The sequence below is a fragment of the Kribbella amoyensis genome, from assembly GCF_007828865.1.
GTDB classification, from domain to species: domain Bacteria; phylum Actinomycetota; class Actinomycetes; order Propionibacteriales; family Kribbellaceae; genus Kribbella; species Kribbella amoyensis.
Window position 1 is genome coordinate 4811221 of the sequence record NZ_VIVK01000001.1, and the last position, 22817, is coordinate 4834037.

At 69.7% G+C, this 22817-nt stretch carries 21 protein-coding genes; 10 read left to right on the forward strand and 11 right to left on the reverse strand.

Annotated features, from left to right (window positions below):
- Positions 1-74: 74 nt before the first annotated feature.
- Positions 75-1238: an alanine--tRNA ligase-related protein gene (locus tag FB561_RS22560; protein WP_145809897.1), complete on the forward strand. Its 1164-nt coding sequence runs from the start codon at positions 75-77 to the stop codon at positions 1236-1238.
- Here FB561_RS22560 and FB561_RS22565 read toward each other — a convergent pair.
- The 3 genes from FB561_RS22565 to FB561_RS22575 all read right to left on the reverse strand — a co-directional run bounded on the left by FB561_RS22565 (position 1235) and on the right by FB561_RS22575 (position 4862).
- Complete coding sequence (locus FB561_RS22565) at positions 1235-2656, reverse strand: carboxylesterase/lipase family protein (RefSeq protein ID WP_202880705.1); 1422 nt, start codon at positions 2654-2656, stop codon at positions 1235-1237. The genes FB561_RS22560 and FB561_RS22565 overlap by 4 nt on opposite strands.
- Before the next feature lie 49 nt (positions 2657-2705).
- Positions 2706-3734: an EamA family transporter gene (locus FB561_RS22570; RefSeq protein WP_145809901.1), complete on the reverse strand. Its 1029-nt coding sequence runs from the start codon at positions 3732-3734 to the stop codon at positions 2706-2708.
- 150 nt (positions 3735-3884) lie between these two features.
- Complete coding sequence (locus FB561_RS22575) at positions 3885-4862, reverse strand: DUF5937 family protein (RefSeq protein WP_202880706.1); 978 nt, start codon at positions 4860-4862, stop codon at positions 3885-3887.
- Positions 4863-4935: 73 nt separating this feature from the next.
- Between FB561_RS22575 and FB561_RS22580 the strand changes: the two genes are divergently transcribed.
- Together FB561_RS22580 and FB561_RS39035 are read left to right on the forward strand one after the other, a co-directional pair.
- Positions 4936-6129 (forward strand): MFS transporter, encoded by a 1194-nt coding sequence (locus FB561_RS22580; protein ID WP_238334984.1) that lies wholly within the window; start codon positions 4936-4938, stop codon positions 6127-6129.
- Between the two features lie 26 nt (positions 6130-6155).
- Positions 6156-6491 carry a helix-turn-helix domain-containing protein gene (locus FB561_RS39035; RefSeq protein WP_202880707.1) on the forward strand — a complete coding sequence of 112 codons (336 nt, stop codon included), beginning with the start codon at positions 6156-6158 and terminating at the stop codon, positions 6489-6491.
- On the opposite strand, the gene FB561_RS22590 is transcribed toward FB561_RS39035, so the two are convergent.
- Both FB561_RS22590 and FB561_RS22595 read right to left on the reverse strand, forming a co-directional pair.
- Positions 6424-7431 (reverse strand): LacI family DNA-binding transcriptional regulator, encoded by a 1008-nt coding sequence (locus FB561_RS22590; RefSeq protein ID WP_170284743.1) that lies wholly within the window; start codon positions 7429-7431, stop codon positions 6424-6426. The two genes, FB561_RS39035 and FB561_RS22590, sit on opposite strands and share 68 nt — an antisense overlap.
- A gap of 36 nt (positions 7432-7467) precedes the next feature.
- Positions 7468-9234 (reverse strand): glycoside hydrolase family 36 protein, encoded by a 1767-nt coding sequence (locus tag FB561_RS22595; RefSeq protein ID WP_145809907.1) that lies wholly within the window; start codon positions 9232-9234, stop codon positions 7468-7470.
- 125 nt (positions 9235-9359) lie between these two features.
- On the opposite strand from FB561_RS22595, the gene FB561_RS22600 reads away from it, so the two are divergent.
- From FB561_RS22600 to FB561_RS22625, 6 genes are read left to right on the forward strand one after another with little or no spacing between them, the layout of a single operon-like run.
- On the forward strand, positions 9360-10634 hold the full coding sequence (locus FB561_RS22600; protein WP_145809909.1) for a hypothetical protein: 1275 nt from the start codon (positions 9360-9362) through the stop codon (positions 10632-10634).
- On the forward strand, positions 10631-11893 hold the full coding sequence (locus FB561_RS22605) for an extracellular solute-binding protein (RefSeq protein ID WP_145809912.1): 1263 nt from the start codon (positions 10631-10633) through the stop codon (positions 11891-11893). The genes FB561_RS22600 and FB561_RS22605 overlap by 4 nt, the downstream gene beginning before the upstream one ends.
- 8 nt (positions 11894-11901) lie before the next feature.
- Positions 11902-12954, forward strand: a complete 1053-nt coding sequence (locus FB561_RS22610) for a carbohydrate ABC transporter permease (RefSeq protein ID WP_202880708.1) — start codon at positions 11902-11904, stop codon at positions 12952-12954.
- Between the two features lie 4 nt (positions 12955-12958).
- On the forward strand, positions 12959-13849 hold the full coding sequence (locus FB561_RS22615) for a carbohydrate ABC transporter permease (RefSeq protein WP_145809914.1): 891 nt from the start codon (positions 12959-12961) through the stop codon (positions 13847-13849).
- Positions 13850-13903: 54 nt separating this feature from the next.
- Complete coding sequence (locus tag FB561_RS22620) at positions 13904-15220, forward strand: winged helix-turn-helix domain-containing protein (protein ID WP_145809917.1); 1317 nt, start codon at positions 13904-13906, stop codon at positions 15218-15220.
- A 31-nt stretch (positions 15221-15251) separates the two neighbouring features.
- On the forward strand, positions 15252-15803 hold the full coding sequence (locus tag FB561_RS22625; RefSeq protein WP_145809919.1) for a cysteine hydrolase family protein: 552 nt from the start codon (positions 15252-15254) through the stop codon (positions 15801-15803).
- A gap of 7 nt (positions 15804-15810) precedes the next feature.
- On the opposite strand, the gene FB561_RS22630 is transcribed toward FB561_RS22625, so the two are convergent.
- From FB561_RS22630 to FB561_RS22655, 6 genes are all read right to left on the reverse strand, one after another.
- Positions 15811-17007, reverse strand: coding sequence for a lipid II:glycine glycyltransferase FemX (locus FB561_RS22630; RefSeq protein ID WP_145809922.1), 1197 nt, complete (start codon positions 17005-17007; stop codon positions 15811-15813).
- A gap of 249 nt (positions 17008-17256) precedes the next feature.
- Positions 17257-17688 carry a hypothetical protein gene (locus FB561_RS22635; RefSeq protein WP_145809924.1) on the reverse strand — a complete coding sequence of 144 codons (432 nt, stop codon included), beginning with the start codon at positions 17686-17688 and terminating at the stop codon, positions 17257-17259.
- 111 nt (positions 17689-17799) lie between these two features.
- Positions 17800-18543, reverse strand: a complete 744-nt coding sequence (locus tag FB561_RS22640; RefSeq protein ID WP_145809926.1) for a nucleotidyltransferase domain-containing protein — start codon at positions 18541-18543, stop codon at positions 17800-17802.
- Positions 18544-18635: 92 nt separating this feature from the next.
- Entirely contained in the window at positions 18636-19085 is a 450-nt protein-coding gene (locus FB561_RS22645; protein WP_145809929.1) for a hypothetical protein, read from the reverse strand.
- Between the two features lie 116 nt (positions 19086-19201).
- Positions 19202-19918 carry an alpha/beta fold hydrolase gene (locus FB561_RS22650; protein WP_145809931.1) on the reverse strand — a complete coding sequence of 239 codons (717 nt, stop codon included), beginning with the start codon at positions 19916-19918 and terminating at the stop codon, positions 19202-19204.
- A gap of 81 nt (positions 19919-19999) precedes the next feature.
- A complete protein-coding gene (locus FB561_RS22655) occupies positions 20000-21790 on the reverse strand; it encodes an AMP-dependent synthetase/ligase (protein ID WP_145809934.1) in 1791 nt (596 codons plus the stop codon).
- Positions 21791-21891: 101 nt separating this feature from the next.
- On the opposite strand from FB561_RS22655, the gene FB561_RS38745 reads away from it, so the two are divergent.
- Complete coding sequence (locus tag FB561_RS38745) at positions 21892-22815, forward strand: SRPBCC family protein (RefSeq protein ID WP_145809936.1); 924 nt, start codon at positions 21892-21894, stop codon at positions 22813-22815.
- Positions 22816-22817 lie beyond the last annotated feature (2 nt).

Here is a 22817-nt window from a genome sequence, read left to right on the forward strand (position 1 = left end):
GAAACGGTTCGCCGGTTTTCTCGTTGCCGAGGCCAGGGTTCCGTTCCGGTCCTTCACCGACAAGGACACCTGCCATGGACCTCAGCAAGACCTTCATCGACTTCTTCCACCAGCGCGGCCACGTCCCGACCACCGGGTCCTCGCTCATCCCGCGGCCGGGCGATCCGGTGCTGTTCACGACCTCGGGCATGCATCCGCTCACGCCCTACCTGGAGGGTGAGCCACATCCGCTCGGCCCGAGACTGGTGGGGATCCAGCGATGTCTGCGCACCACCGACCTGGACGAAGTGGGCGACTCCACCCACCTGACCGTGTTCGAGATGCTCGGCTCCTGGTCGCTCGGTGACTACGGCACCGAGCAGACGCTGCGCTGGGGGTACGAGCTGCTCACCGAGGGATTCGGGATCGACCCGGGCCAGCTGTACGTGACCGTGTTCGGCGGTGACGACCAGGTGGAGCTGGATCAGGAGTCGCTGCGGACGTGGCAGTCGCTCGGGGTCCCGATCGAGCTGACCACGGACGACAACTGGTGGTCCAACGGCCCGACCGGACCGTGTGGCCCGGACTCGGAGATCTTCCTGTGGACCGGCGACGGCTCACCCGAGGGGACGCCGACCACCGACGACCGCTGGGTCGAGGTGTGGAACCACGTGATGATGCGGTACCGCCGGCTCGGCGACGGTTCGCTGGAACCGCTGGAGCGCCGCAACATCGACACCGGGCTCGGCCTGGAGCGGCTGACGATGCTGCTCGAAGGCAAGGACTCGGTCTACGACACCAGCTTGTTCGAGCCGTGGCGGCGGACGATCCCGCGGCTGTGGAAGCTGGACGAGACCGACGAGCGGATCGTGATCGACCACCTGCGGTCCAGCATCGTCGTGGTCGGCGACGGCGTGCACCCGTCGAACACCGGCCGCGGGTACGTGCTGCGCCGGCTGATCCGCCGGGTGCTGACGATCCTTTGGCGGACCGACGAGTCGCGCAGCCTGTCGGAGTTGCCGCTGGAGCTGTTCGAGCACACCCTGGAGCACTTCCACCAGGGCGAGCTGGTCACGCTGGTCCGGCGGATCCTGATCGACGAGGAGATCCGGTTCACCAACCTGCTGGAGCGCGGCCGCAAGGTGCTCAGCCACGACCGGTTCGACAAGACCCTCGACGACAGCGACTTCGAGTACCTGCACGAGACCCACGGCCTGCCCCGCGATCTCGTCGTCTCCCTGCTCGAACCGGCGATCTAGGGAAGGGTCTGGCCGAACACCTGGACTTCCCGGGCGGTCGCCTCGTACGGTGACCAGCCCGGGTCCCCGGTGGTCGCGAACGCCACCCAGGCGGCGTGTATCCGATCGGCCAGCTCCTGCGGCGGCTCGGTCCCGTAGAGCGGGGAGGTCGCCGTCGCGAGGTTGTCGAACACGAACGGCAGCTCCAGCGAGTGGCACGCGCCCATACCCTCCAGCGGTGACGGCCACGTGAACTGGTAGAGGTACGCCGTCCCGCCGGCCGCGCGTTGGGCCTCGGCCAGCTGGATCGTGGGCTGGGTGAAGAAGTACTCGCCGGTGATCGCCATCACGATCTCGCCCGGGGTCCGGCCGGGAGCGTAGGTCGCGGCGACCGCGGGATCGAGGCCGAGCCGGGCGAGCAACAGCGGCAGCGCCTCGGCGGTGATCGCGGCGGCCTGACCCGTCGGCACCATGAAGAAGTTGAACTCCTCCCGCGTCGTCCCGGCCAGCAACTCGAGTCCGGACGACGCACCGGCGGCGATCGCGGCCAACGGCTGCTCATGCAGGAGGTCCCCGTCGATCACCGGGAAGAACGGCATGATCCCGCCGCCCGCGCTGATCGTGGTCGCTCCCCACCGCTGCGGGTCGGGTGCCTGCCGCAGTTCGAGTGCGACCTGACGCTGAGCCGCGATCAGGTCCTCGACCCGGACCGATCCGAGTCCCGCCACCGTGGCCGGTACGCCGAGGCGCTTGGCCAGTTCGGCGGTGACCAGGGCGGCGTCGCTCTCGCTCGCGGTCGCATCGGCCTTGCCGCTCTGCACGATCGCGCGTCGGAACAGCCCTCGCGCGGCCGGGACGGCCATCAGCGTGGCCACGCTCATCGCCCCGGCGGACTGCCCGCAGATCGTCACCTGGTCAGGGTCGCCGCCGAACGTCGCGATGGTGTCCCGCACCCATTCCAGCGCGGCCACCTGGTCGAGCAGGCCACGGTTGCTCGGCGCGTCCTCGACCACGCCGAAGCCCTGCACCCCGAGCCGGTAGTTCACGCCGACCAGCACCACGCCGTCCCGGGCGAAGGCGGCTCCGTCGTACGCCGGGATCGCGTTGGAGCCGTTCCGGAACGCGCCACCGTGGAAGAAGACGAGCACCGGCAGCCCGGAACCACCGGGAGTCCAGACGTTCAGGTTGAGGAACTCGTCACCAGGGAGCAACGGGTTCGCCAGCAGCCCGTCGAACGGCGGCTCGTACGGTGGTTGCGGTGCCGTCGGACCGAGAACCGTTGCGTCGCGCACGCCGTCCCACGCCACCACCGGGCGGGGTGGTTCGAAGGCGGCGGGGCCGGCCGCGGCCGCGGCGTACGGGATGCCGAGGTACCGGGCGACTCCGTGGTCGGTGGCTCCGCGGACCTGGCCGCCCGGCACAGTGACGATCGATTCCATGGTCGTCATCCTCTCGGGCCGGGCCGGGCCGGGCCGCGGCCTGTCGACGTCAGAGGCCGGCGGGGTCCAGATCGGTCCGCCCGGTCTTGCCCGCATCGCCGAGCAGCGCGGCCTCGTCGTCGGCGTCGAACTCCTCTGCCGGTGGGATCTCTGGGGGCGCGACCTTGCCGACCGAGGACTGCGCGACGAACGCGCCGAGCAGCACGATCGCGCCGCCGATGATCTGGTTCGTCCGCAACGTCTCGTTCAGCAGCACGAGCGCGAACAGGCTCGCCGCCACCACCTCGACGTACGCCACCGCGCCGCCGATCGCCGCGGACAGCCGTTGTACCGCGGCCGCGCCGGCCAGGTACGCGATCACCGTGCTCATCACGATCAGCCAGGCGGCGAGTACCCAGCCGGGCGCGGACCGCTGACCGATCGCGATCGTGTCGGTCAGCGCGTGCCACGGGATCCCCCACGGCGCCGCGATCGCGGTCAGCAGGAGCGCGCCGACGATGCTGCCGGCCGCTGTCATCACCAGCGGATCGGCGACCCCGGTGAGCTTGTCGATCAGCAGGAAGTACGTCGCCTGGCAGGCGGCCGCGCCGAGTCCGGCGAGCAGGCCGATCAGGTCGAGCTGCAACCCGGACCAGATCTCGACCACCACGGCCAGCCCGGCCAGCGCGATTCCGACGCCGAGCGCCGCCGAGCGCGGGACGGCGACCTTGCGGCCGAACTTCAGCCAGCCGACCACCAGCACCGGGCCGGAGAACTCGAGCAGGATCGCGATCCCGACCGGCAGCCGGCTGGCCGCGATGAAGAACAGCGTCTGGCAACCGGCGATCCCGGTCAGGCCGTACAGCACGAGCTGCGGCCAGGACGCCCGGGCAGCGCGGATCCCGGCACTGCCGCGGAGGATCAGGGCGAGCGGGACGAGCAAGGCGGCGGCGCCCAGGATGCGCAGCCAGGCGGCCTGTTGCGGCGACATCCCGGCCCCGATCAGGGCCTTCGCGAACGGCCCCGACCCACCGAACGTGATCGCCGAGAACACGGCGAACCCCAGCCCGATCGACTTCCTGCGAGCCGCGTCCTGCATGTCCACTCCCACTACCTCATCCGGCCGCGCGAGGCCGGCGCCTGTACATGGGCATAACGCTCTCACACTCATTACACGCCGTCGAGAGCATTCTCAGCCGGTGAACCGCAAGATGGCGCCACGCACCACGGTCGTCGCCGCAGGTCAGGATCAGCCGACCGACGCGTCGACCACAGCCTGCCCGACCTCGGTCCGCCGGTAGTGCACCTGGTGACCGGTCCGTCGCCGCGCCGCGAGCCCCGCCCCGGTCAACGCCGCCAGGTGCTCGGCCACCGTCCCGAGGGCCAGCCCGTACTGGGCCGCGAGCGCGCTCGTCGTCGCCGGCGGGTCCAACGCGACCAACAGTGTCGCCCTCGTCCGGCCGAGTAACCGGGCCAGCGGATCCGGGGGAGCCGGCGCGTCCGACCACAGCCGGGCCGCACCCCGTGCCGGGTACACCAGGGTCGTTTGGTAGCTGGGTCCGACCACGGCGACGAGATGCGGCCACGCGAACACGCCTGGTACCAGCAGCAGCCCTTGTCCGGTCAGCTCGTGGTCGGGCTCGCGGTACTTGGCGGCGACCAGCTGATCGCCCTGCCAGGACAGCGTCGGGTGGAGATCGTCGAACAGCCGGGCCAGTCCGCCCGTGGTCAGCTGCTGTCCGCGGTACGCGATGTCGTCCTCGAGCACCCGGCTGAGCATCGGCCAGTCCGGTTCCACCAACGCCGTCCACGCGGTCTCGAGCTGGTCGGCGAACCGCTCCCGGGTCCCGGCGAGATCGGCCAGCATCCGGTCGATTTGCGGGCCGCCGGGATTGCCGAGCTCGTCCCGTGACCGGATCAGCTCGGACCGGACCAGGTCGAGCGGGGTCGCGCGGACCCGGGCGAGCTCCGTCCCGAATCTGGCCCGGCTCGCCTTCGGTGGCGGCGTCAGGAAGTCGGGCGTGAACCCGGTCCGTGGCTGGACCGCCTTCAGCATGCCCAGGTCGAGCTTGGCCGCCGTCTCCGCCTTCGCGGCCACCCATCCGGCGTACAGCGGCCGGTGCCGGCGGCTGTGCAGGACCCGGACCGCCGACATCGTCTCCCACAACGGGGACAGGCCGAACCGGCAGCGCAGTGTATCGGCCTGGCTGAACCGCAGCACGGTCATCGGGGCCACCTCGTTGTTTCGGCGTGACCCGAAAGTCTACTCCCGAGCGGCGAACGGCCCGAAGCTCGGAGCCATGACGACAACCCTGCCGGCGAACGGCTATCGCACGGTGCTCCGCATCGCCGGGATGCCGGCCGTCTTCGGCGCGCACGCGGTCTCGATGCTCGGTACCGTCGCGGCCCAGGTGGCGCTGTCCATCCTGGTGTTCGAGCGGACCGCGTCGCCGTTGCTCTCGGCCCTGGTCCTGGTCTGCTCGTTCCTGCCGTACGCGTTCGGTGGGACCGCGCTCTCGTCGCTGTCGGACCGGTTCCCGGCGCGGCGCGTGCTGGTCGGGTGCGATCTGGTCAGCGCGGCCGCGATCACGCTGATGCTGATCCCCGGACTGCCGGTGGCCGCGTTGCTCGGGCTGCTCCTGCTTACCGGGGTGGTCGCGCCGATCTTCGCCGGGGCCCGGGCCGCCAGCCTCGCGCACCTGTTGCCGGCCGACCTCTTCCCGATCGGCAGGTCGTTGCTCCGGGCAATCAGTCAGCTGACCGTGCTGACCGGGTTCGCCGTCGGCGCGGTCGCGGTCGCCGCGATCGGCCCGACCTGGTTGCTCGCGCTCGACGTGGTGACGTTCGTGGCCTCGGCCGCGCTGATCGGATTCGGGACGCCTTTCACCCCCGCGGTCCCCTCCGACCGCGGCACGGTGCAGGACTCGCTCGCTGGTCTGCGGTACCTCTTCGGCCGACGGCGGTTGCGCAATCTCATCCTGCTCACCTGGGTCGCACCGGCGTTCTCCTCGGTCCCGGACGGCCTCGCGGTCGCGTACACCGCCGAAGCCGGGGCCGCCGCGACCGCAGCCGGTGCGCTCTTCACCGGGTACGCCGCGGGGACCGTCCTCGGCGAGCTCGTCGTCGCCCGGTTGTCACCCGAGACCCGGCGCCGCCTGGTGCTGCCGCTGGTCCTCGCGAGCCAGGTCCCCGCGATCGCGTTCCTGGCCACGCCGTCGGTCCCGGTCGCGGCGGTGTTGCTGGCGATCGCGGGCAGCGGGTTCGCGTTCAACCAGGGCATCGACCCGCTCATCCTCGGCGCCACCGATCCGGCGTACCGGGGGCGGTTGTTCACCGTGCAGACCAGCGGGCTGATGGCGATCCAGGGGGTGAGCATCGCGCTCGCCGGAGTGGTGGGAACGCTGATCCGGCCGGGGCTGACGATCGCGATCGCGGGCGTGCTCGGGACCTGCGTGACGCTCTGGCTGGCCCGGCGCGCGCTGACCACGCCTTGATTGCCTGCCGCCCATACTCTGGTGGGGTGCCGGAACCCGAGATCCGCGAGCTGCGCTACTTCCAGGCAGTCGCCGAGGACCTGAACATCACCCGGGCGGCGGAACGGCTCGGCATCGCCCAACCCCCGCTGTCCCGCGCGATGCGCCAGCTCGAACGACGCGTCGGCGTGGACCTCTTCGACCGGTCCTCGGCCCGGCTGGCCCTGACCGAGGCGGGGGAGACGCTGGCCGCGGAGGCGGTCGCCGTCCTGGCGGCCCTCGACGCCGCCGTCCGCAAGACCCAGGACGCCGCGGTCAGGCGCTCGAGCGAACCACCAGCGGAGCCACTACCAGCTGACCCGGCTGGTCAGGATCCCCGCTGATCTCCCGCAGCGCCCGGTCGAACAAGCAGGACGCGATGTCCCGCAGGGGAATCCGGGCCGTGGTCAGCGGAGTGTCCAGCATGCTCGCGAACGGGAAGTCGTTGAACCCGGTCACCGCGACGTCCTGGCCCACCTTGACACCGCGCCGCTGGAGCGCCCGCATCGCGATCACGGCGAACGCGTCGTTGTCCGCGACGACCACGTCCGGGTGATCGGCGGCGTCGAACAAGGCCTCCACGTGCCCGGCCACGGCCGTGAGATCGCCGAACGACTCCATCGACCGCGGCGCCGGGAACGCCTGCAGGAAACCCTCCTGCCGCTGATGCACCCACGGCAGTGAGGTGTCCGTAGCCAGGTACGCAGCGCGCTCCCGGCCGGTCGACCGCAGGTGCTCGCCGATCCCGGCCATGGACGCCGCGTTGTCGACGTCCACCCAGCACTGCCGTTGCCCGGGACCGGTCCGGCCGAAGGCGACGAACGGGAACCCGCGCTGGCTGAGGAACTCGATCCGCGGGTCGTGCGGCATCGTCTCCAGTACCACGATCGCGTCCACCTGCCGGGCCGCGATCAGCTTCTCGTACAGGGCGATCTCGGTCGCGCCCTCGGTCGGCGTGGTCACGTGCACGCCGTACCCGGACACGGCCGCCGCCTTGACCAGTCCACCGAGCAGCCCGTGCAGGAAGCCGCCGAGGCCCGGGTTCTGGTCGCTGAAGGTGTCGTCCTCCTGGTACAGCGGCAGGCCGATCACCTGGCTACGTCCGGACGACAGCGCCCGGGCCGCGTGGTTCGGCATGTAGCCGAGCTCGTCGATCGCGGCCCGGACCACCTGGACGGTCTGGTCGCTCACCCGGTGCGGCGCGTTCAGCACGTTCGACACCGTCATCGCGGACACGCCCGCCTTCCGGGCCACGTCGGCCACGGTCGTCCGCCGTTGCGTCACCGTCTTCCTCCGCTCGGCCAAGGCCGGCCCCCTCCGTCAGACCCGCTCGATCCGGGCCACCCCACCGACCGGGACTCCGATCGGCCACAACCCCGGCGGCGGCGTCGTGGTCGTCCGCGACACCTCGGCCCCCGAGCAGTCAGACACTACGAGTTCGACGGGTCCAGGGCCGGCACCGTCGAGGAAGATCGCGGGCTCGTTGCCGCCGTTCACCAACAGGGTCACCGCGACCGGCGTGGCCAGCCGGACAACCGGATTCGAGTACACGGCCACGATCGCCTTGTCCTCGGACAACGCGGCGACCTGCGTGTACCGGGCATCGGGCCGCACCGGAGTCAGTACGCCGTGCAGCAACGTGTCCGCGTGCTCGCCGGCGAAGTCGAGCCAGTACCGCACGACCTGCTGGTGTTCGGCGGAATGGGACCGCAACTCGACCGACACCTGCGGCGTACTGAACAACGCGCCGATGAACTGCTCGGCCACGGCCACAGGTGAAGCCTCCGGATGCCACATCAGCATGTCGGAGTGGACCGCACGGTCACCCGCGAGCAGCCGCGCGTCGATGGTACGGACCCTGTTCTCCACCGCGTCCATCGCGCAGTCGCCGGCTCGGAGGAACGTGCCGAACTGCCACAGCCGCGGGTTCACGTAGTCCTGCCGGAACTCGATCAGCAGGTCCGGCCGCAACCGGCGCAGCTCGGCCGTGACCGCGGCGAGAATCAGCTCGACCCCTTCGTCGACGGTCGCGCAGTCGCCGTCCGGGGCGGCCGGGGGATTCGTCCACGCCCACGAGTCGATGAAGTCGATCTTCAGCCCGTCGACACCCCAGTCGCGGACCGGCCGCACGCAGCACTCGACGATGTGCTCGCGCACCTCGGGACAGCGCGGGTCGAGCACCCACGCGCTCAGCCCGTCGACGTAGCCGAGGACGCGGTCCCCGAACCGGTCCCAGGCCTTCGAGTGTTCGCCAAGGAGCGGCGGCGCGATCCACAGCACGTAGTCCACGCCGAGCTCGTGCACCCGGCGGACGTGCTCGGCCATGTCGGGGAACGTCGAACTCGTCGGCTCCCAGTCACCACAGTGCGCGTACCCACGGGCGGTGTCCTCGGTCTGCCAGCCGTCGTCGACGATCACCGCTCGGCACCCGTACTCCGCGCCCTCGGCGGCGTGCCGCTCGACCGACTCGGCCGAGACGTGCTGGTGGTCGGAGTACCAGGTCGAGTACATCGCCTCCCGGGCGAGCGCCGGCACCTCGACGACGCGGTCACCGAGCTCGGCGGACCAGTCGGCGGTGACGCCGCGGAGCGCCTCGGCGAAGTGCAGCCCGCGAAGGTCGATCCGGAGCACGAAGCGGTGCACCCCGTCGACCGCCTCGACGTCGTCGACCGTGAGCTGGACCAACTGCTCGGCGGATTCCTCGTTTACCCCGACGGCGAAGTCGCAGCCGCGTACGGCCGACGAGAGCGAGACGGCGAGCGGACTGATGTCGTCGGTGCCGACGAACGCGGCGACCGGCGCCGACCGGACGGACCGGATGTCGCGGTGCGAACCCCAGTCGGTCGGCAGCTCGCGGTGGGAGCCTTGGGTCGCCCGCCACAACGTCGCCGCGGTCTCGACCGGCCAGGTCCAGCGGATCCGCACCGGCTCCGTCGCGAGGTCGGTGGCGATCAGCTCGAACCGCAGCACACCGGGCTCCTGGACGGGCAGCTCGGTGACCGTGGCACCGGTGACCGCACCGGTCCGGCGCAGGGTCCCGGCGGGGGAGCGGACCTCGAATCCGGCCGCGGGCGGGGCAGGCGTCATGCTGGGTCTCCTTCGTCGTCACCGCCGACTATAGCGGTAAAATCCGTCCCGCCGAACATATTGACTATCGGGGATCGGATGCCTAATTTTAGCGCTAATAGTCGATTCCACGGAAGGTGGCCGGAATGGTCGCGCTGACCGTCACGTCGGACAACCCGCTGGTCGAGGAGGCGTTCTCCTGGGCCCGGAAGCGGGCCCTCGGCTGGGTCCAGACGGACGTTGCCAAGGGCAACCTGCCGTCGTACTGGGCGGGCTACCCGTCGCGGGACATGTTCTACTCGCGGGACGTCTGTCACCAGGCCGTCGGTGCGCACCTGCTCGGGCTGGACGCGGAGAACTTCGCGATGCTGCGGCACTTCGCCCGGTCCGCGACGGCGGCGCGCAAGTGGTACCCGCTGTGGGCGTTCCACTTCGACGGGACGCCGGCCGCGCTCGACTACCGGGGTGACGACGACTTCGTGCGGGAGATCCCCGCGGTGTTCGACCTGACCTGGCGGTCGCTGGAGCAGTACGCCTGGACCGGCGACCGGGCCTGGATCGACGACCCCGACCTGGCGGCGTACTACCGGCGCTCGGTCGAGGACTTCGTCGCCGGGCACGACGGCGACGGGGACGGAATTCCCGAGGCGTCCGGGACCGGCGACATCTTCGTCGGCACGGCGACGTACAACGAGCACTCGGAGGCGCCGCTGACCGTGGCGTCCGACGGGCTCGCGCTGCACTACGCCGCGTTGCTCGCGGTCGCCCGGCTGCACGGTGACTCGTACCGCGAGCAGGCCGAGCGGATCCAGCGCCGGTACCTGGACGGCTGGTGGAGCGAGTCGCTCGGCCGGTTCGCCCGCGGCCGCTCGGTGAGCGGTGAGCTGGACTTCGCCTGGGGGCTCGAGGCGAGCTGGATCGCGCCGATGACCGGCCTGACCGGCGACGGCCCGCGGACCGAGGCGTACCTGGACTTCGTGGAGCAGCAGCTCGAGCTGGCGCCGCCGGCGAACATCGAGGCGTTCAGCTACCTGCCGGAGGTCTTTTTCCGGCACCGCCGCGACGAGTCGGCCTGGCGCTGGCTGCGGCACCTGATCGACAGCCGCGACGACTACCCGGAGATCTCCTTCACGGTGGTCCAGCACCTGGTGGCGGGATTGCTGGGGCTCCGGCCGGACGCGGCGACGGCGACTCTGACCATCGACTCCCACCTGCCGGCCGCCGTCGGCCGGCTGACCGCGGACCACGTCCGGGTCGGTGCGTGGGACCTCCGCATCAGCCAGACCGGCCGGCACACGACGGAGCTCACCGTGCACAGCGGACCGGGGCCGCTGACGGTGCGGGTCGGCACCGCCGGACGGACGACCCTCACACCCGGCGAGACCGCCCGGGTGACCTCTCAGACGAAGGACCCCTCATGAAGCTTCGCAACCGCCTGCTCCCGGCCGGCGCCGGTCTGGCAGCACTCCTGCTCGCCGCCGGCTGCGCGACCGGCAGCCAGCCCGCCGCCAACAACGGCGGCAAGAACGACAGCGCCGAGATCAGCTTCTCCTTCTGGGGCACGAACTCCGAGGCGGCCTCGCTGAAGGCGATCGCGGCCGCGTTCGAGCAGGCGAACCCCGGCACCAAGGTGACCACGAACTGGATCCAGGCCGACTACGAGCAGAAGCTGCAGACGTCGATCGCGGCCGGGACCCAGTCCACCGTGATGGAGATCAGCAACACCAGCCTGGCCGGGTTCGCGCCCAGCTTCGCCGAGCAGCAGGTGGACCCGGCGAAGTTCGTCCAGCCGAACATCTCCGCGGCGCTGAAGTTCGACGGCAAGTACTACGCGACGCCGTTCACCGCGAAGCCGAAGGTGATGGCGATCAACGTGGACGCGTTCAAGGCCGCCGGGCTGCCGTTGCCCAGCGCGACCACGCCGCTGACGCTGGAGGAGTACAAGACGATCGCCGCCAAGCTGTCCCACGGTGAGGGCAAGAAGCGGGTGTACGGGGCCAGCAACCTGTGGTTCAAGGGCTGGCTGACCGCGGCCGGTGGCGGGTTCTACAACGCCGACGCGACCGCGTGCACCTTCGGCGACGAGCAGGGCGTACAGACCGCGCAGTACGTGGTGGACCTGCAGAAGGAGGGGTCCGCGCCGACCTCGCTGGACGTCGAGGGTCAGGACCAGGCGCAGTGGTTCGCGGCCGGGCGGCTCGGGACGTTCAGCGACTTCGGGCCGTGGACGGTCGCGGACTTCGCGAAGTTCACCAAGCCGAACTGGACCCTCGTCCCGGTCCCCGGCAAGGGGTTCCCGATGGAGGTCGGTGGGCTGGCGATCTCGAAGACGGCGAGCGGCAAGCAGGCCGAGACGGCGAAGAAGTTCGTCGAGTTCGCCAGCACCGCCAAGGAGGCACAGGACCAGCTGATCCAGGGCAACACCGCGCTCGGCGTACCGATCATCGCGGAGTCGACGGGAACGTTGGAGAAGGTGCTGCCGGCCGACAAGAACCTGGCCGCGTTCACCACCGCGATGAAGACCGGCCTGGTGAGCCCCTCGGTTCCGCGCGAGGCGCAGATCTCCGGCGACGCGGACAAGGGCATCACCAGCTACACCCCGCTCGGCAGTGGCAAGGACGACGTGGCCAAGGTGCTGCCCGGGCTCAACGACAAGTGCACCGCGGCACTGAAGCAGTGAGGTAGGACGTGAATCCGACCATCGGCTGGATCCGGCAGCTCGCGGAGTCCTGGGGTGTCCCGGGAGTCCTGGTGCCGCTGGTCCCGTTCCTGGTCCTGCTGGCCGTCCTGTACGCCGTCATCGGACTGGCGGCGTACGGGGCCAAGCGGAAGTGGCCGCGGGCCGACAAGACGATCGCGTTCTGGCTGTTCATCTCGCCCTGGCTGATCGGCTTCCTGGTCTTCACGGTCGGCCCGATGCTGTCGTCGGTGTACGTCAGCCTCACCTCGTGGGACCTGATCACGCCGCCGAAGTACGTGGGCATCGCCAACTACACCGAGGCGTTCCAGGACCCGCGGGTCGCCCAGGCGATCAAGGTGACGCTGCTGTACGCGCTGATCAGCGTGCCGTTGCAGACGGCGCTCGCGTTCCTGGTCGCGCTGCTGATGAACGTGGACCTGCCGGGGATCCGGTTGTTCCGGACGATCTGGTACCTGCCGAGCCTGGTGTCCGGGGTGGCGCAGATCGTGCTGTTCCTCTGGGTCTTCAACCCGCAGTACGGGCTGGCGAACGACCTACTCGGCAAGGCCGGGATCGAGGGGCCGGGCTGGTTCAACGACGCGTCCTGGGCACTGCCGACGGTGATCCTGATGAGTCTGTGGACCGTTGGCGGCGCGATGGTGATCTACCTGGCCGGGCTGAAGGACGTACCGAGCAACCTGTACGAGGCGGCGGCGCTGGACGGGGCGGGCGTGGTCCGGCTGTTCTGGCACATCACGTTGCCGCAGCTCAGCCCGATCATCCTGTTCAACGTGCTGACCGGGATCATCGGCGCGCTGCAGATCTTCACCCAGGGCTTCATCGCGAACGGCGGCCCGAAGGACTCGCTGCTGTTCTTCGTCTATTACCTGTACGACAACGCGTTCCAGAACTTCCGGATGGGGTACGCGTCGGCGCTGGCCTGGATCCTGTTCGTGATCATCATGGCGCTGACCGCGGTCACGCTGCGGGGGAGCGCCTTCGCCGTCTACTACGAGACCGAGCTGGGCGGCCGGCGCCGGCCGCGGCTGAGGAAGGGCTGACGTCATGGCTGTGCTGGTGGAGACCCGTCCGGCGGAGACGCCGGCGATCCGGCGCGCCGACCGCCCGTACTGGCGCCGGAACCTGCCGACGACGCTGTTGTTGTACGTCGTGCTGGTGCTCGGGTCGGCGGCGTTCGTGTACCCGTTCCTGTGGATGATCGCGACGTCGCTGCGCTCGCTGGCCGGGGTCGGCAGCGCCGGCGCGAGCATCTGGCCGGACGAGTTCCTCTGGGACAACTACACCCGGGCGATCACGTCGTTCCCGTTCTGGCGGTACACGCTGAACTCGGTGCTGACGACGGTGATCCCGATCGTCGGCACGGTCTTCTCGTGCGCGCTGGCCGGGTTCGCGTTCGCCCGGCTGCGGGTCCGGTTCTCCGGCGTGATCTTCGCCGTCGTGCTGGCGACGATGCTGCTGCCGGGGGAGGTGACGATGGTGCCGCAGTTCATGCTGTTCAACAACCTCGGCATGATCGACACGCTGTACCCGCTGGTCCTGCCGGCGTTCTTCGGCTCGCCGTTCTACATCTTCCTGTTCCGCCAGTTCTTCGCCCGGATGCCGGGGGAGCTGGCCGACGCGGCGGTGGTCGACGGCTGCGGCTGGTTCCGGATGTTCCTGCTGGTGTACCTGCCGCTGGCGCGGCCCGCGGTGGTGGCGGTGTCGATCCTGCTGTTCATGGGGTACTGGAACAACTTCCTCGGGCCGGCCATCTACATCAACTCCGACCAGTGGAAGACGTTGCCGCTGGCACTGGCCGGGTTCCAGTCGGTGAACGGCACCGACACCCCGTTGCTGATGGCAACCTCGGTGCTGATCACGCTGCCGTGTCTGGCGATCTTCTTCCTGGCGCAGAAGCAGATCACGAACGGGATCACGTTCACGGGCGGCCGGTGATCCCCGGGCCCCGGTCGTTCCCAAGTGCGTTGGACGGGCGGTAGGTTCGGCGGTATGGCAGCGGCTGGGCGCCCGGCGGGCGAGCGGATCCCGAGCGAGGTTGCGCGCCGGATCGCGCTGACGGCGCAGGGATTCGCCGAGCCGCGACCGGCTGGGCGGGTCGATCGACGGCACCTTCGGCGGGTGGTCGAGCGGCTCGGAGTCTTGCAGCTCGACTCGGTGAACGTACTCTGCCGCTCGCACTACCTGCCGCTGTTCGCGCGGCTCGGACCGTACTCGCGGGCGACGCTCGACCGAATGTGCTGGAGCGACGACCGGACGCTGTTCGAGTACTTCTGGGGTCACAAGGCGGCGTTGATCCCGGTCGGCCAGTACCCCCTGCTGCGCTGGCGGATGCGGGCCACCGAACGTCAGGACTGGGACGCCGAGCTCGACCCGGAGTTGTCGGCGCCGTGGTCGGTCGTCGCGGGGATGCGCCGGCTGACCGTCGAGCGGCCCGGGTTCGTCGACGAGGTGCTCGGGGTGGTGACGGACCGCGGCCCGGTCACCGCCGGTCAGGCCAGCCCGGACGGGGTACGCCGTGGCCGCGACGAACCGGACCCGGATCCGAGTACGGGCCGGATGTGGAACTGGCAGGACGCGAAGATCGCGGTGGAGTACCTGTTCAGCGCGGGCCGGGTGACGATCGCGGGCCGGCGCAATTTCGAGCGGCACTACGACCTCACCGAGCGCGTGCTGCCTGCGGCTGTCCTGGCCGGGGGTGACCTCGGTACCGACGAGGCGCTGCGGGAGCTGGTACGGATCTCGGCCCGCTCTCTCGGCGTGGCCACGGCGCGGGAGTTGTGCGGTGCCCAGGGTCACTTTCCTTTGCTCACGGCAACTGGGAAGCGGGTGATCGGGGAGTTGGTGGAGGCCGGGGAGCTGGTCCCGGTACAGGTCGAGGGGGAGAGCCGGCAGAGCTACCGATGGCGGGACGCGGAGGATCGGCCGGTCCACGCGCGCGCCCTGCTGTCGCCGTTCGACACGCTGATCTGGAACCGCGATCGGGTGCACCGGCTGTTCGACTTCTTCTACCGGATCAGCATCTACACCCCGGCCGCGCAACGGGTCCACGGGTACTACGTGCTCCCGTTCCTCCTCGGCGATCGCCTGGTCGCGCGCGTCGACCTGAAGTCCGACCGCCGCAACTCCGCGTTGCTGGTCCCGACCGTCACGCCCGAACCAGGAGTGGCCGATTCCGCGATCGCGCCGGAGTTGGCCGCCGAGCTGACCCTGATGGCTCACTGGCTGGACCTCGAACAGGTCCAGGTGACCGCGTCCTCCGAACTGGGTCGTCTGCTGGCGGAGTTGACCGGGCGGGAATCGGTTTGACCTGGGCGGAATGAGCGCTGAGGATCGGGCCATGCGAGAGCCCGTCGACGCGCTGCTGATCATCGATGTCCAGGTGGCCCATGTCACCGGACCCGGCGCGGTCCCTTCCGCCGATGCGCTGGTCGCGCAGACGACGACCTTGCTGGATCACGCTCGCGCGGCCGGTGCGCTTGTCGTCCATGTCCAGAACGACGGTGCCGAGGGCCTGTCCGATGCGCCCGGTACGCCGGGTTGGGACTTGCATTTCCCGGTCGTCGACGGCGAGCCCGTGGTACGCAAGGTGCATGACGACGCCTTTGCGGACACCGGGCTGACCGAGTTGCTGGCGCAGCGGGACGTGGGTTCGCTGGTGGTGTGCGGCCTGATGTCCGAGATGTGCGTGAGCGCGACCGCGCGGACCGCGTTGGCTCGAGGCTTCCGTGTCGTCCTCCCGCGCGACGCCCACGCGACGACGGGGATCCCGGCGATGAACGGTGCCGACCCGGTACCGGCCGAGGTGGTTTCCCGGGTCGCCGAATGGGCCCTCGGCGACGAACTCGAGTCGGTACCGCACGCCGCCGAGGTCAGCTTCCGCCCGAGCTGACGTTGCCCTAGCCGTCGAGGGAATTCGGCCGGTCGCGGTAGCGGAGCATCGCGCGGTGCAGGGCGAGGTTCATCGGTCCGGGAAGTGGCCGCTCCCACTCGCCGACGGTCTCGACGAGTTCGCCACCGGTGCCCAGCTTCCAGCGCAGCAGGCCGAACGCCGGGTCCTCGGGGTCGAGACATCCGGACACGCCGCGCATGTCGTACCGCTCGGCGCCGAGTTTCTGTGCGTCCCTCATCATCGTCCATTGCAGGATGTGACTCGGCCGGACCTCGCGACGATGACTGGCCGATCCACCCGTCTGGTACCAGGCCCGGCGCCCGACGACGTTCATCGTGTGGGCGGCGAGCACCTCGCCGTTCCAGCTCGACAGGTACAGCCGCATCCGGTCCGGCGCATCGCGGTTGAGGGCCCGGTACTGCCGCTGGTAGTACGCCAACGACCTGCCGAGGCGGAAGCCGTTGCGTAGTTCGGTCTGCCGCAGCAACTCGTGGAAGGTCGCCAGGTCGTGCTCGGATCCACGCCGGGTCCGGACGCCCACCTTCATCGCCTTGCGGATGTTGCGCTGCCACTCCTTGCCGAACCCGGCCAGCAGGTCGTGGTCCCGGCCACCGATCGGTACCTGGAACTGGTACCGCGGCTGGGCGTCGATCGCCAGGCGTCCCGCGCCGCATCGCTGCCAGCCAAGGGATCTGAGCCGATCGGAAGCAGCTGAGCCGGCCGGTTCGACGACGTCGGCCAGTACGTGATCGACGTGTCGCCGACGACCAGCGGCAGCTTTGAGGGTGGTCGCCTGCCACCGTCGGAGAGCAGCCGGCGGGCCGATCCGTACCGCGAAGGCGCCGCGCCGTTCCAGGTGATCGAGCAACGGGTCCAGCCAGCGTTCCAGCCAGGGATCGGCCCAGTCGATATCCGGTCCCTCGGGCACGTACGCGTACCACCGGGACAGCCCGGGCAACCGGCGGAACAGGACGAGAGTCGTACCGACGACCCGGCCGTCCGCATCCCGCCAAGCCAGCAGGTCGGACGACCAGTCGGGCTTGACCTCTGCCCAGGACGCGAGCTGCAGGAAACTCCTTCCACCATGAAGGTCCGCCGCGCCTTGGTACTCCGCCGGCTCGATCTCACCGATCGTCAACTCGCCCCGCACTGTTGCCGAGTCGAAGCCCTCTGGCGCAGAGCCGGTCCACCCATTCGCCCTCATCCACAAGCTCCCGTCGAAGTCGAGCCAACCTTCGGTGCCGTCCTACTGAGAAGACGGCAGCAGGCGCCGAAATAGTTCTGTTCGCGTTCGCCCTTTGACTTTTCAGACGCAGTGAGAGCAGGAATTCGTTACGCGGAGCGGGTGGGGACCGGACCGCGGACAGGTACTGGGGACCACGGACAAGGCACAGCTTGTCCGCGGTCCCGGCATCGTGGCCGAGGCCGGCGGAATCGGCCGGAACGGTCCGGGTCAGTAGCGGCGCCAGCGATCCTCGCCCGCGGCGCATTCACCGCGCCAGGTCCAGCCGGTGACGGTCTCCTCGCTCTGGAGGTGAGCTGCCGTGGTGGCGCCAGTTCCCTCCGTGAAGCTGACCGGGCCGTAGTGCAGGCAGATCCGCCAGCGCTCGCCGTTGTGCAAGGTCGTGACGGTGAGGTGGTCGGCGTCGGGATACCGCGTGCCGTTGTTCCGGACGAACCCGCCGTAGTAGCCGACGGTCTTCGCCGTCCGGAGGTTGCCCGCGGTCTGGTACATGAGGGAGTCGCTGTTATCGGGATTGGTCGAGTAGATGCAGCCGCTGCCCGAGTTGCAGGTGGCCGCGTTGGCCGCGGGTGTCACGGTGACCAGACCGGCCACAGCGATGCCCAACGTCACCACCGAAGTGGCGAGACGGCGTTTCAACATTTCTGTCCTCCTGGAGCGATGCGATGAGTCGCCCCGCGAACCGGCTTCGCGGGGCGTGCCATTACCCAACTCCGTCGCGCTGTCAGATCACTGACACCAACGGACAGCGGCTCAGCGCGGTGAGGTGAGCCCCAGGAGCGAGGAGGCGTCGTCGATGGCAGCGGTCAGGTTGTCCGTGGCGAGAACCGAGTCCACGGTACGGAACCCGGCTCGCTCGAGGAGGCGTTTCTCGTTGGTGACCCACTCGCCACGAGAAGCCAGTACTCCGTGCGCCGCCATGCAGGCCGCGGTCGCGATCGCGCCTGCCGTCTCGGTGACGAGGCCGCGAGCTGCGTACGCGGTGCGCGCGTAGTCGAGGGTCAAGCGCGCCTCGTCCCGCCAGCGCCGGCCGGCTTGTTGCTTGAGGAGCTCGGGGTATTCGGGGCGGGGGAGGGCCCTGTGGAGTACCTGGTTGAGGGCGAGCTCGGCGACCACGATGTAGGTGGGGACGCCGGCCAGATGGAACATCAGCCGCTCGATCCCGAACCGGCCCGCTCGCGCCTCGGCGAGCTGGTGCTCCACGTCGTCGAGGTCGCGGTAGTGCACGTCGACCCGGCGCCCGTCGACGGTCAGCCAGGCGCCGCCGTTGAAGATGCCGCCGCCCCATCCGCCGAGCTCGGAGACTTCACCCGGCCAGCCGATCGCGCGGAGGTCGCCGGGGGAGAAGGGGCCGCGGTAGTAGATCGCGAAGTCCCAGTCGCTGTCGGGTCGATGGTTGCCCACGGCCCGCGATCCACCGAGTGCCACCGCCTCGACGGCCGGCAGTGCGGCGAGGCGGGAGGTGACGTCGGCGAGGAACGCATCGTCGGTCGACATGGCCCCGACTGTACGGGCGGCGCGGTTTCAAGGAACGGCGCCTCGGCCGGCGGGAATCGGGGGGCCTACCGCCGGCCGAGGCGGTCTGTGGGTCAGTAGCTGTGCCAGCGGTCCTCGCCCGCGGCGCACTCACCGCGCCAGGTCCAGCCGGTGACGGTCTCTTCGTCCTGGAGCTTGCCGGCCGTCGCGACACCGGTCCCCTGGGTGAAGTTCACCGCGCCGTAGTGCAGGCAGATCCGCCAGCGAACGTCATAGAGTTTCGTGGTGAGCGTGATGTGGTCTGCGCCGGGGTACTTCTTTCCGTTGTTCCAGACGTAACCACCCCAGTACCCGACCCCGAGCAGGCCGTGGATGTTGCCGGCGTTCTGGTACTTGAGGGTGGCGGAGCCGTCGGTGTTGTACCAGTAGAGGCAGGCACTCCCCGCGTTGCAGGTGGCCGTGGCGGCTGTTGTCGCAGCGTTGGCCGGCTGCGTGACGGTGACCAGACCGGCGACCGCGATACCCAACGTCAACGCCAGGGCGGCGAGACGACGTTTCAACATGAGTCCTCCAGAGGCGAAAGGCGAGCAGCCCTACGAACGAATCCGCGGTGCTGCCCTCACCTAACTCCACCCCACTGTCAGAACACTGACAGATTCCGACAGCCTGAAGACCTCGGTCAGACCCAGCCGTCCAGCGCCGCCATGAACTCGGGGAAATGCCCGTACCAAACGCTGTGCCCGGCCCCGGCGATCGAACGAACCTCGAAGCCGAGCTCCCGCAGTACGGCAGCGCGCGCCGCGGACACGTACCGGCTCGGCTCGGCGCGAATCACCAATGACGGTCTGTCGGTACCAGGCGGCCGCGTGCGCGGATTCTTCGCGTACGCGAGCTCGACCGCGACCGCGGTACCGACATCGAACCGACGAGCCGCAGCCGCCTCGACCTGGCGATCCTGGTCGGTCCACTCCGGCCGGCTGATCGTGAGCGCCTCCACGGTGCGCCCCGCCTTTGCCGTGGCGAACGTCGCGGCCAGTTCCTGGGCCGACGGGGAGGACCCGCGATCATCGGCCAGCGGGACGTCGACGTACACGACCCTGGACGGCCGAAGAGCAGGCAGCGCCTCGGCGAGCACAACGGCACCGAGTGAATGCCCGATGGCCAACTCCGGCTCCGCGCCGACCGCTTCCACCACCGAGGAGGCGAACAACCCCAGGTCCGCGGCCGCCGCCGAAGGCGACTCACCGTGGCCCGGCAGATCGAGGGCAACCGCTCGATAGCCGAGCTCGGCCAAGGCCGGCCCGACCTGCCAGAACTGCTCGGCACACCCCATCATCCCGTGCAGCAGGACGACGACCCGCCCGCCGCCGTCCCAGACCGTGCTTGCCAGCTGCATCTACGGTGCTCCGAATGCGTTGGAGACAGGGTGTCGGCTGCCGGGCGGTGAGCTGAGCGACGGCGGAGCTGGGCGTGGGGGCTACTTCGCGTACAGCGCCTCGACGTCGGCTTCGTGTTTCTTCATCACGATGTGGCGGCGGAGGGAGAGCTTGAGGGACAGCTCGCCGTTCTCCTGCGTCCAGTCCGTGGGGAGCACCGTGAACTTCTTGATGCCCTCGGCCTTCGAGACCGCGGTGTTGGCTTCGTCGATCGCCTTCTGGATCTCGGCGAGCAGGTCCTTGTCGTCGACGAGCGCTTGCAGGTCGGTCGGCTTGCCGTGCTGGGTGGCCCAGGCCGGGATGGTTTCCGGGTCGAGGGTGACGAGGGCGGCGATGAACGGTTTGCCGTCGCCGACGACCATGCACTGGCTGACCAGCGGGTGTAGACGGATCGCGTCTTCGAGGACGGCGGGGGCCACGTTCTTGCCGCCGGCCGTCACCAGGATCTCCTTCTTGCGGCCGGTGATCCGGATGAAGCCGTCGGCGTCGAACTCGCCCAGGTCGCCGGTGTGGAAGAAGCCGTCGGCATCGATCGAGGCCGCGGTGGCTTCGTCGTTCTTCCAGTAGCCCTGCATCACCTGGCCGCCCTTGAAGCAGAGCTCGCCGTCGTCGGCAACCCGGACCGTGACCCCCGGAAGCGGCCGGCCGACGGTACCGATGCGGATGTCGTCGGGGAGGTTGACCGACAACGCGGCCGTGGTCTCGGTCAGGCCGTACCCCTCCAGGACGGGGACGCCGATACCGCGGAAGAAGTGGCCGAGGCGTTCGCCGAGCGGGGCGCCACCGGAGACGGCGTAGTCGACCTGGCCGCCGAGGACGGTCCGCAGCTTGCCGTACACGAGCTTGTCGAACAGGGCGTGCTTCGCCTTCAGCCCGAAGCCCGGGCCGCCGTCGTCCTGGGCCCGGGAGTACGCGATCGCGGTCTCCGCGGCGGCGTCGAAGATCTTGCCCTTGCCCGCGGAGTGCGCGGTCTGGCTGGCGGTGTTGAAGACCTTCTCGAACACCCGCGGCACGCTGAGGATGAACGTCGGCTTGAACTCACCGAGGTCGGTGACCAGGTTCTTCACGTCGGAACTGTGGCCGAGCCTGACCCGCATCATCACGCAGCCGACCTGGATGATCCGGGCAAACACGTGCGCCAGCGGCAGGAAGAGCAGGGTGGACGCGCCGTTCACGTCGAACAGGTCGTCGAGCACCTTCACCGCGGTCCCGAGCTCGTCCATGAAGTTCGCGTGGGTGATCCGGCAGCCCTTCGGCCGGCCGGTGGTCCCCGAGGTGTAGATCAGCGTGGACAGGTCGTCCGGGGTCACCGCGCTCCGGCGCTTGTCCAGCTCCGTGTCGGTGACGTTCTGGCCGATGACCGTGAGTTCCTCGATCGCGCCGGAGTCCAGCTGCCAGACCTCCTGCAGCGACGGCGCGTCGGACCGGGCGGACTCGACGACGGCACCGTGCGCGGCGTTCTCGACGATCGCGGCGACGGCCTCGGAGTCGGTCAGGATCCACTGGATCTGGGACGCGGACGACGTCTCGTAGATCGGGACGGTGACGGCGCCGATCGACCAGATCGCGTAGTCGACCAGGGTCCACTCGTACCGGGTGGCGCTGAGCAGGGCGACCCGGTCACCGTGCTGGACGCCGGCCGCGATCAGGCCCTTGGCCACCGCGCCGACCTGGCGGGCGAACTCGGCGGCCGACACGTCCTGCCAGCCGCCCTGGACCCGGCGGCTGAACACGGCGGTGTCAGGATGAGAGGACGCGTTCGCCCAGACGGCGTCGCCCAGCCCGCCGGTCGTCGGGGGCTCGATCACAGCAGGAACGGTGTACTCACGCATCCGCGTCTCCTCAGTCGGTCACGATTTGTCGACTCCGGCGCACGCTACAGTCACCTACCCGTAAGTAGCCAGACGAGTGTGACCCAGGGAACTAGGTACGTATGCCATCGCTCGACATCAGTTGCGACGACTTGGTCGTTGCCGAACCAGCCTACGTCGCGGACCGGCTCGGCTCGGACACCCTGTGGCGTGAGTGGTGGCCGGACCTGGTCCTGACGCCGTCCGAGCGCCGCGGCCTGGAGGGCGTCCGCTGGGCCGTCACCGGCGCCGCGACCGGTACGGCGGAGTGGTGGCTGGAGCAGGTCCGCGACGGCGTGGTGGTGCACTGGTACCTCCGGGTCGACCCGGCGCGGCCGTTGCGTCCGCGGGCGTTGCGCAGGCTCCAGGAGGAGTACGTCGCGCGGTACCGGGCCAACATCTGGCGGTTCAAGGACGAGATCGAGACGGGCCGCGCCGCGGGCGAGCGCAGGCCCGGCTGGGAACCCGCGATAGTCTCCGGTGGGGGCCCCGGCGCCCCGCGACCGGCTGTGCCGCCGACCAGGCCAGCGGCCGGAGCGTCAGAGCAACCGTCCCGGCAGCGAAGAGGTGAATCGATGGCAGAGCAGACCACCTCGACCATCGTCGTGAACGCGACCCCGAAGGCGATCATGGCGGTGATCGCGGACTTCGAGGCGTACCCGCAGTGGGCCGACTCGATGCGCGAGACCGAGGTGCTGTCCACCGACGAGGCCGGCCGGCCGAAACAGGTCCGGTTCAAGGTGGACGCCGGGGCGATCTCCGACGAGTACACGCTGGACTACGTCTGGTCCCGCAACGAGGTCACCTGGTCGCTCGTGCAGGCCAAGATGGTGAAGGGGATGGACGGGGCGTACGTGCTGCGGGAGGCCGGCGACGGGCAGACCGAGGTGACGTACCGGCTCGCGGTGGATGTCGCGATCCCGATGATCGGCATGCTCAAACGCAAGGCCGAGAAGGTCATCATCGACACGGCCCTGAAGGGGCTCAAGAAGCGCGTCGAGTCCTGATT

What these genes read in the sequence shown, in the direction of transcription:
- FB561_RS22650 (WP_145809931.1), bottom strand. Translation starts at nt 19,918, where the DNA reads ATGCAGCTGGCAAGCACGGTCTGGGACGGCGGCGGGCGGGTCGTCGTC.
- FB561_RS22595 (WP_145809907.1), bottom strand. Translation starts at nt 9,234, where the DNA reads ATGACGCCTGCCCCGCCCGCGGCCGGATTCGAGGTCCGCTCCCCCGCC.
- FB561_RS22560 (WP_145809897.1), top strand. Translation starts at nt 75, where the DNA reads ATGGACCTCAGCAAGACCTTCATCGACTTCTTCCACCAGCGCGGCCAC.
- FB561_RS22600 (WP_145809909.1), top strand. Translation starts at nt 9,360, where the DNA reads ATGGTCGCGCTGACCGTCACGTCGGACAACCCGCTGGTCGAGGAGGCG.
- FB561_RS22625 (WP_145809919.1), top strand. Translation starts at nt 15,252, where the DNA reads ATGCGAGAGCCCGTCGACGCGCTGCTGATCATCGATGTCCAGGTGGCC.
- FB561_RS22640 (WP_145809926.1), bottom strand. Translation starts at nt 18,543, where the DNA reads ATGTCGACCGACGATGCGTTCCTCGCCGACGTCACCTCCCGCCTCGCC.
- FB561_RS38745 (WP_145809936.1), top strand. Translation starts at nt 21,892, where the DNA reads ATGCCATCGCTCGACATCAGTTGCGACGACTTGGTCGTTGCCGAACCA.
- FB561_RS22575 (WP_202880706.1), bottom strand. Translation starts at nt 4,862, where the DNA reads ATGACCGTGCTGCGGTTCAGCCAGGCCGATACACTGCGCTGCCGGTTC.
- FB561_RS22620 (WP_145809917.1), top strand. Translation starts at nt 13,904, where the DNA reads ATGGCAGCGGCTGGGCGCCCGGCGGGCGAGCGGATCCCGAGCGAGGTT.
- FB561_RS22630 (WP_145809922.1), bottom strand. Translation starts at nt 17,007, where the DNA reads ATGAGGGCGAATGGGTGGACCGGCTCTGCGCCAGAGGGCTTCGACTCG.
- FB561_RS22565 (WP_202880705.1), bottom strand. Translation starts at nt 2,656, where the DNA reads ATGGAATCGATCGTCACTGTGCCGGGCGGCCAGGTCCGCGGAGCCACC.
- FB561_RS22570 (WP_145809901.1), bottom strand. Translation starts at nt 3,734, where the DNA reads ATGCAGGACGCGGCTCGCAGGAAGTCGATCGGGCTGGGGTTCGCCGTG.
- FB561_RS22655 (WP_145809934.1), bottom strand. Translation starts at nt 21,790, where the DNA reads ATGCGTGAGTACACCGTTCCTGCTGTGATCGAGCCCCCGACGACCGGC.
- FB561_RS22605 (WP_145809912.1), top strand. Translation starts at nt 10,631, where the DNA reads ATGAAGCTTCGCAACCGCCTGCTCCCGGCCGGCGCCGGTCTGGCAGCA.
- FB561_RS22580 (WP_238334984.1), top strand. Translation starts at nt 4,936, where the DNA reads ATGACGACAACCCTGCCGGCGAACGGCTATCGCACGGTGCTCCGCATC.
- FB561_RS22645 (WP_145809929.1), bottom strand. Translation starts at nt 19,085, where the DNA reads ATGTTGAAACGTCGTCTCGCCGCCCTGGCGTTGACGTTGGGTATCGCG.
- FB561_RS22635 (WP_145809924.1), bottom strand. Translation starts at nt 17,688, where the DNA reads ATGTTGAAACGCCGTCTCGCCACTTCGGTGGTGACGTTGGGCATCGCT.
- FB561_RS22615 (WP_145809914.1), top strand. Translation starts at nt 12,959, where the DNA reads ATGGCTGTGCTGGTGGAGACCCGTCCGGCGGAGACGCCGGCGATCCGG.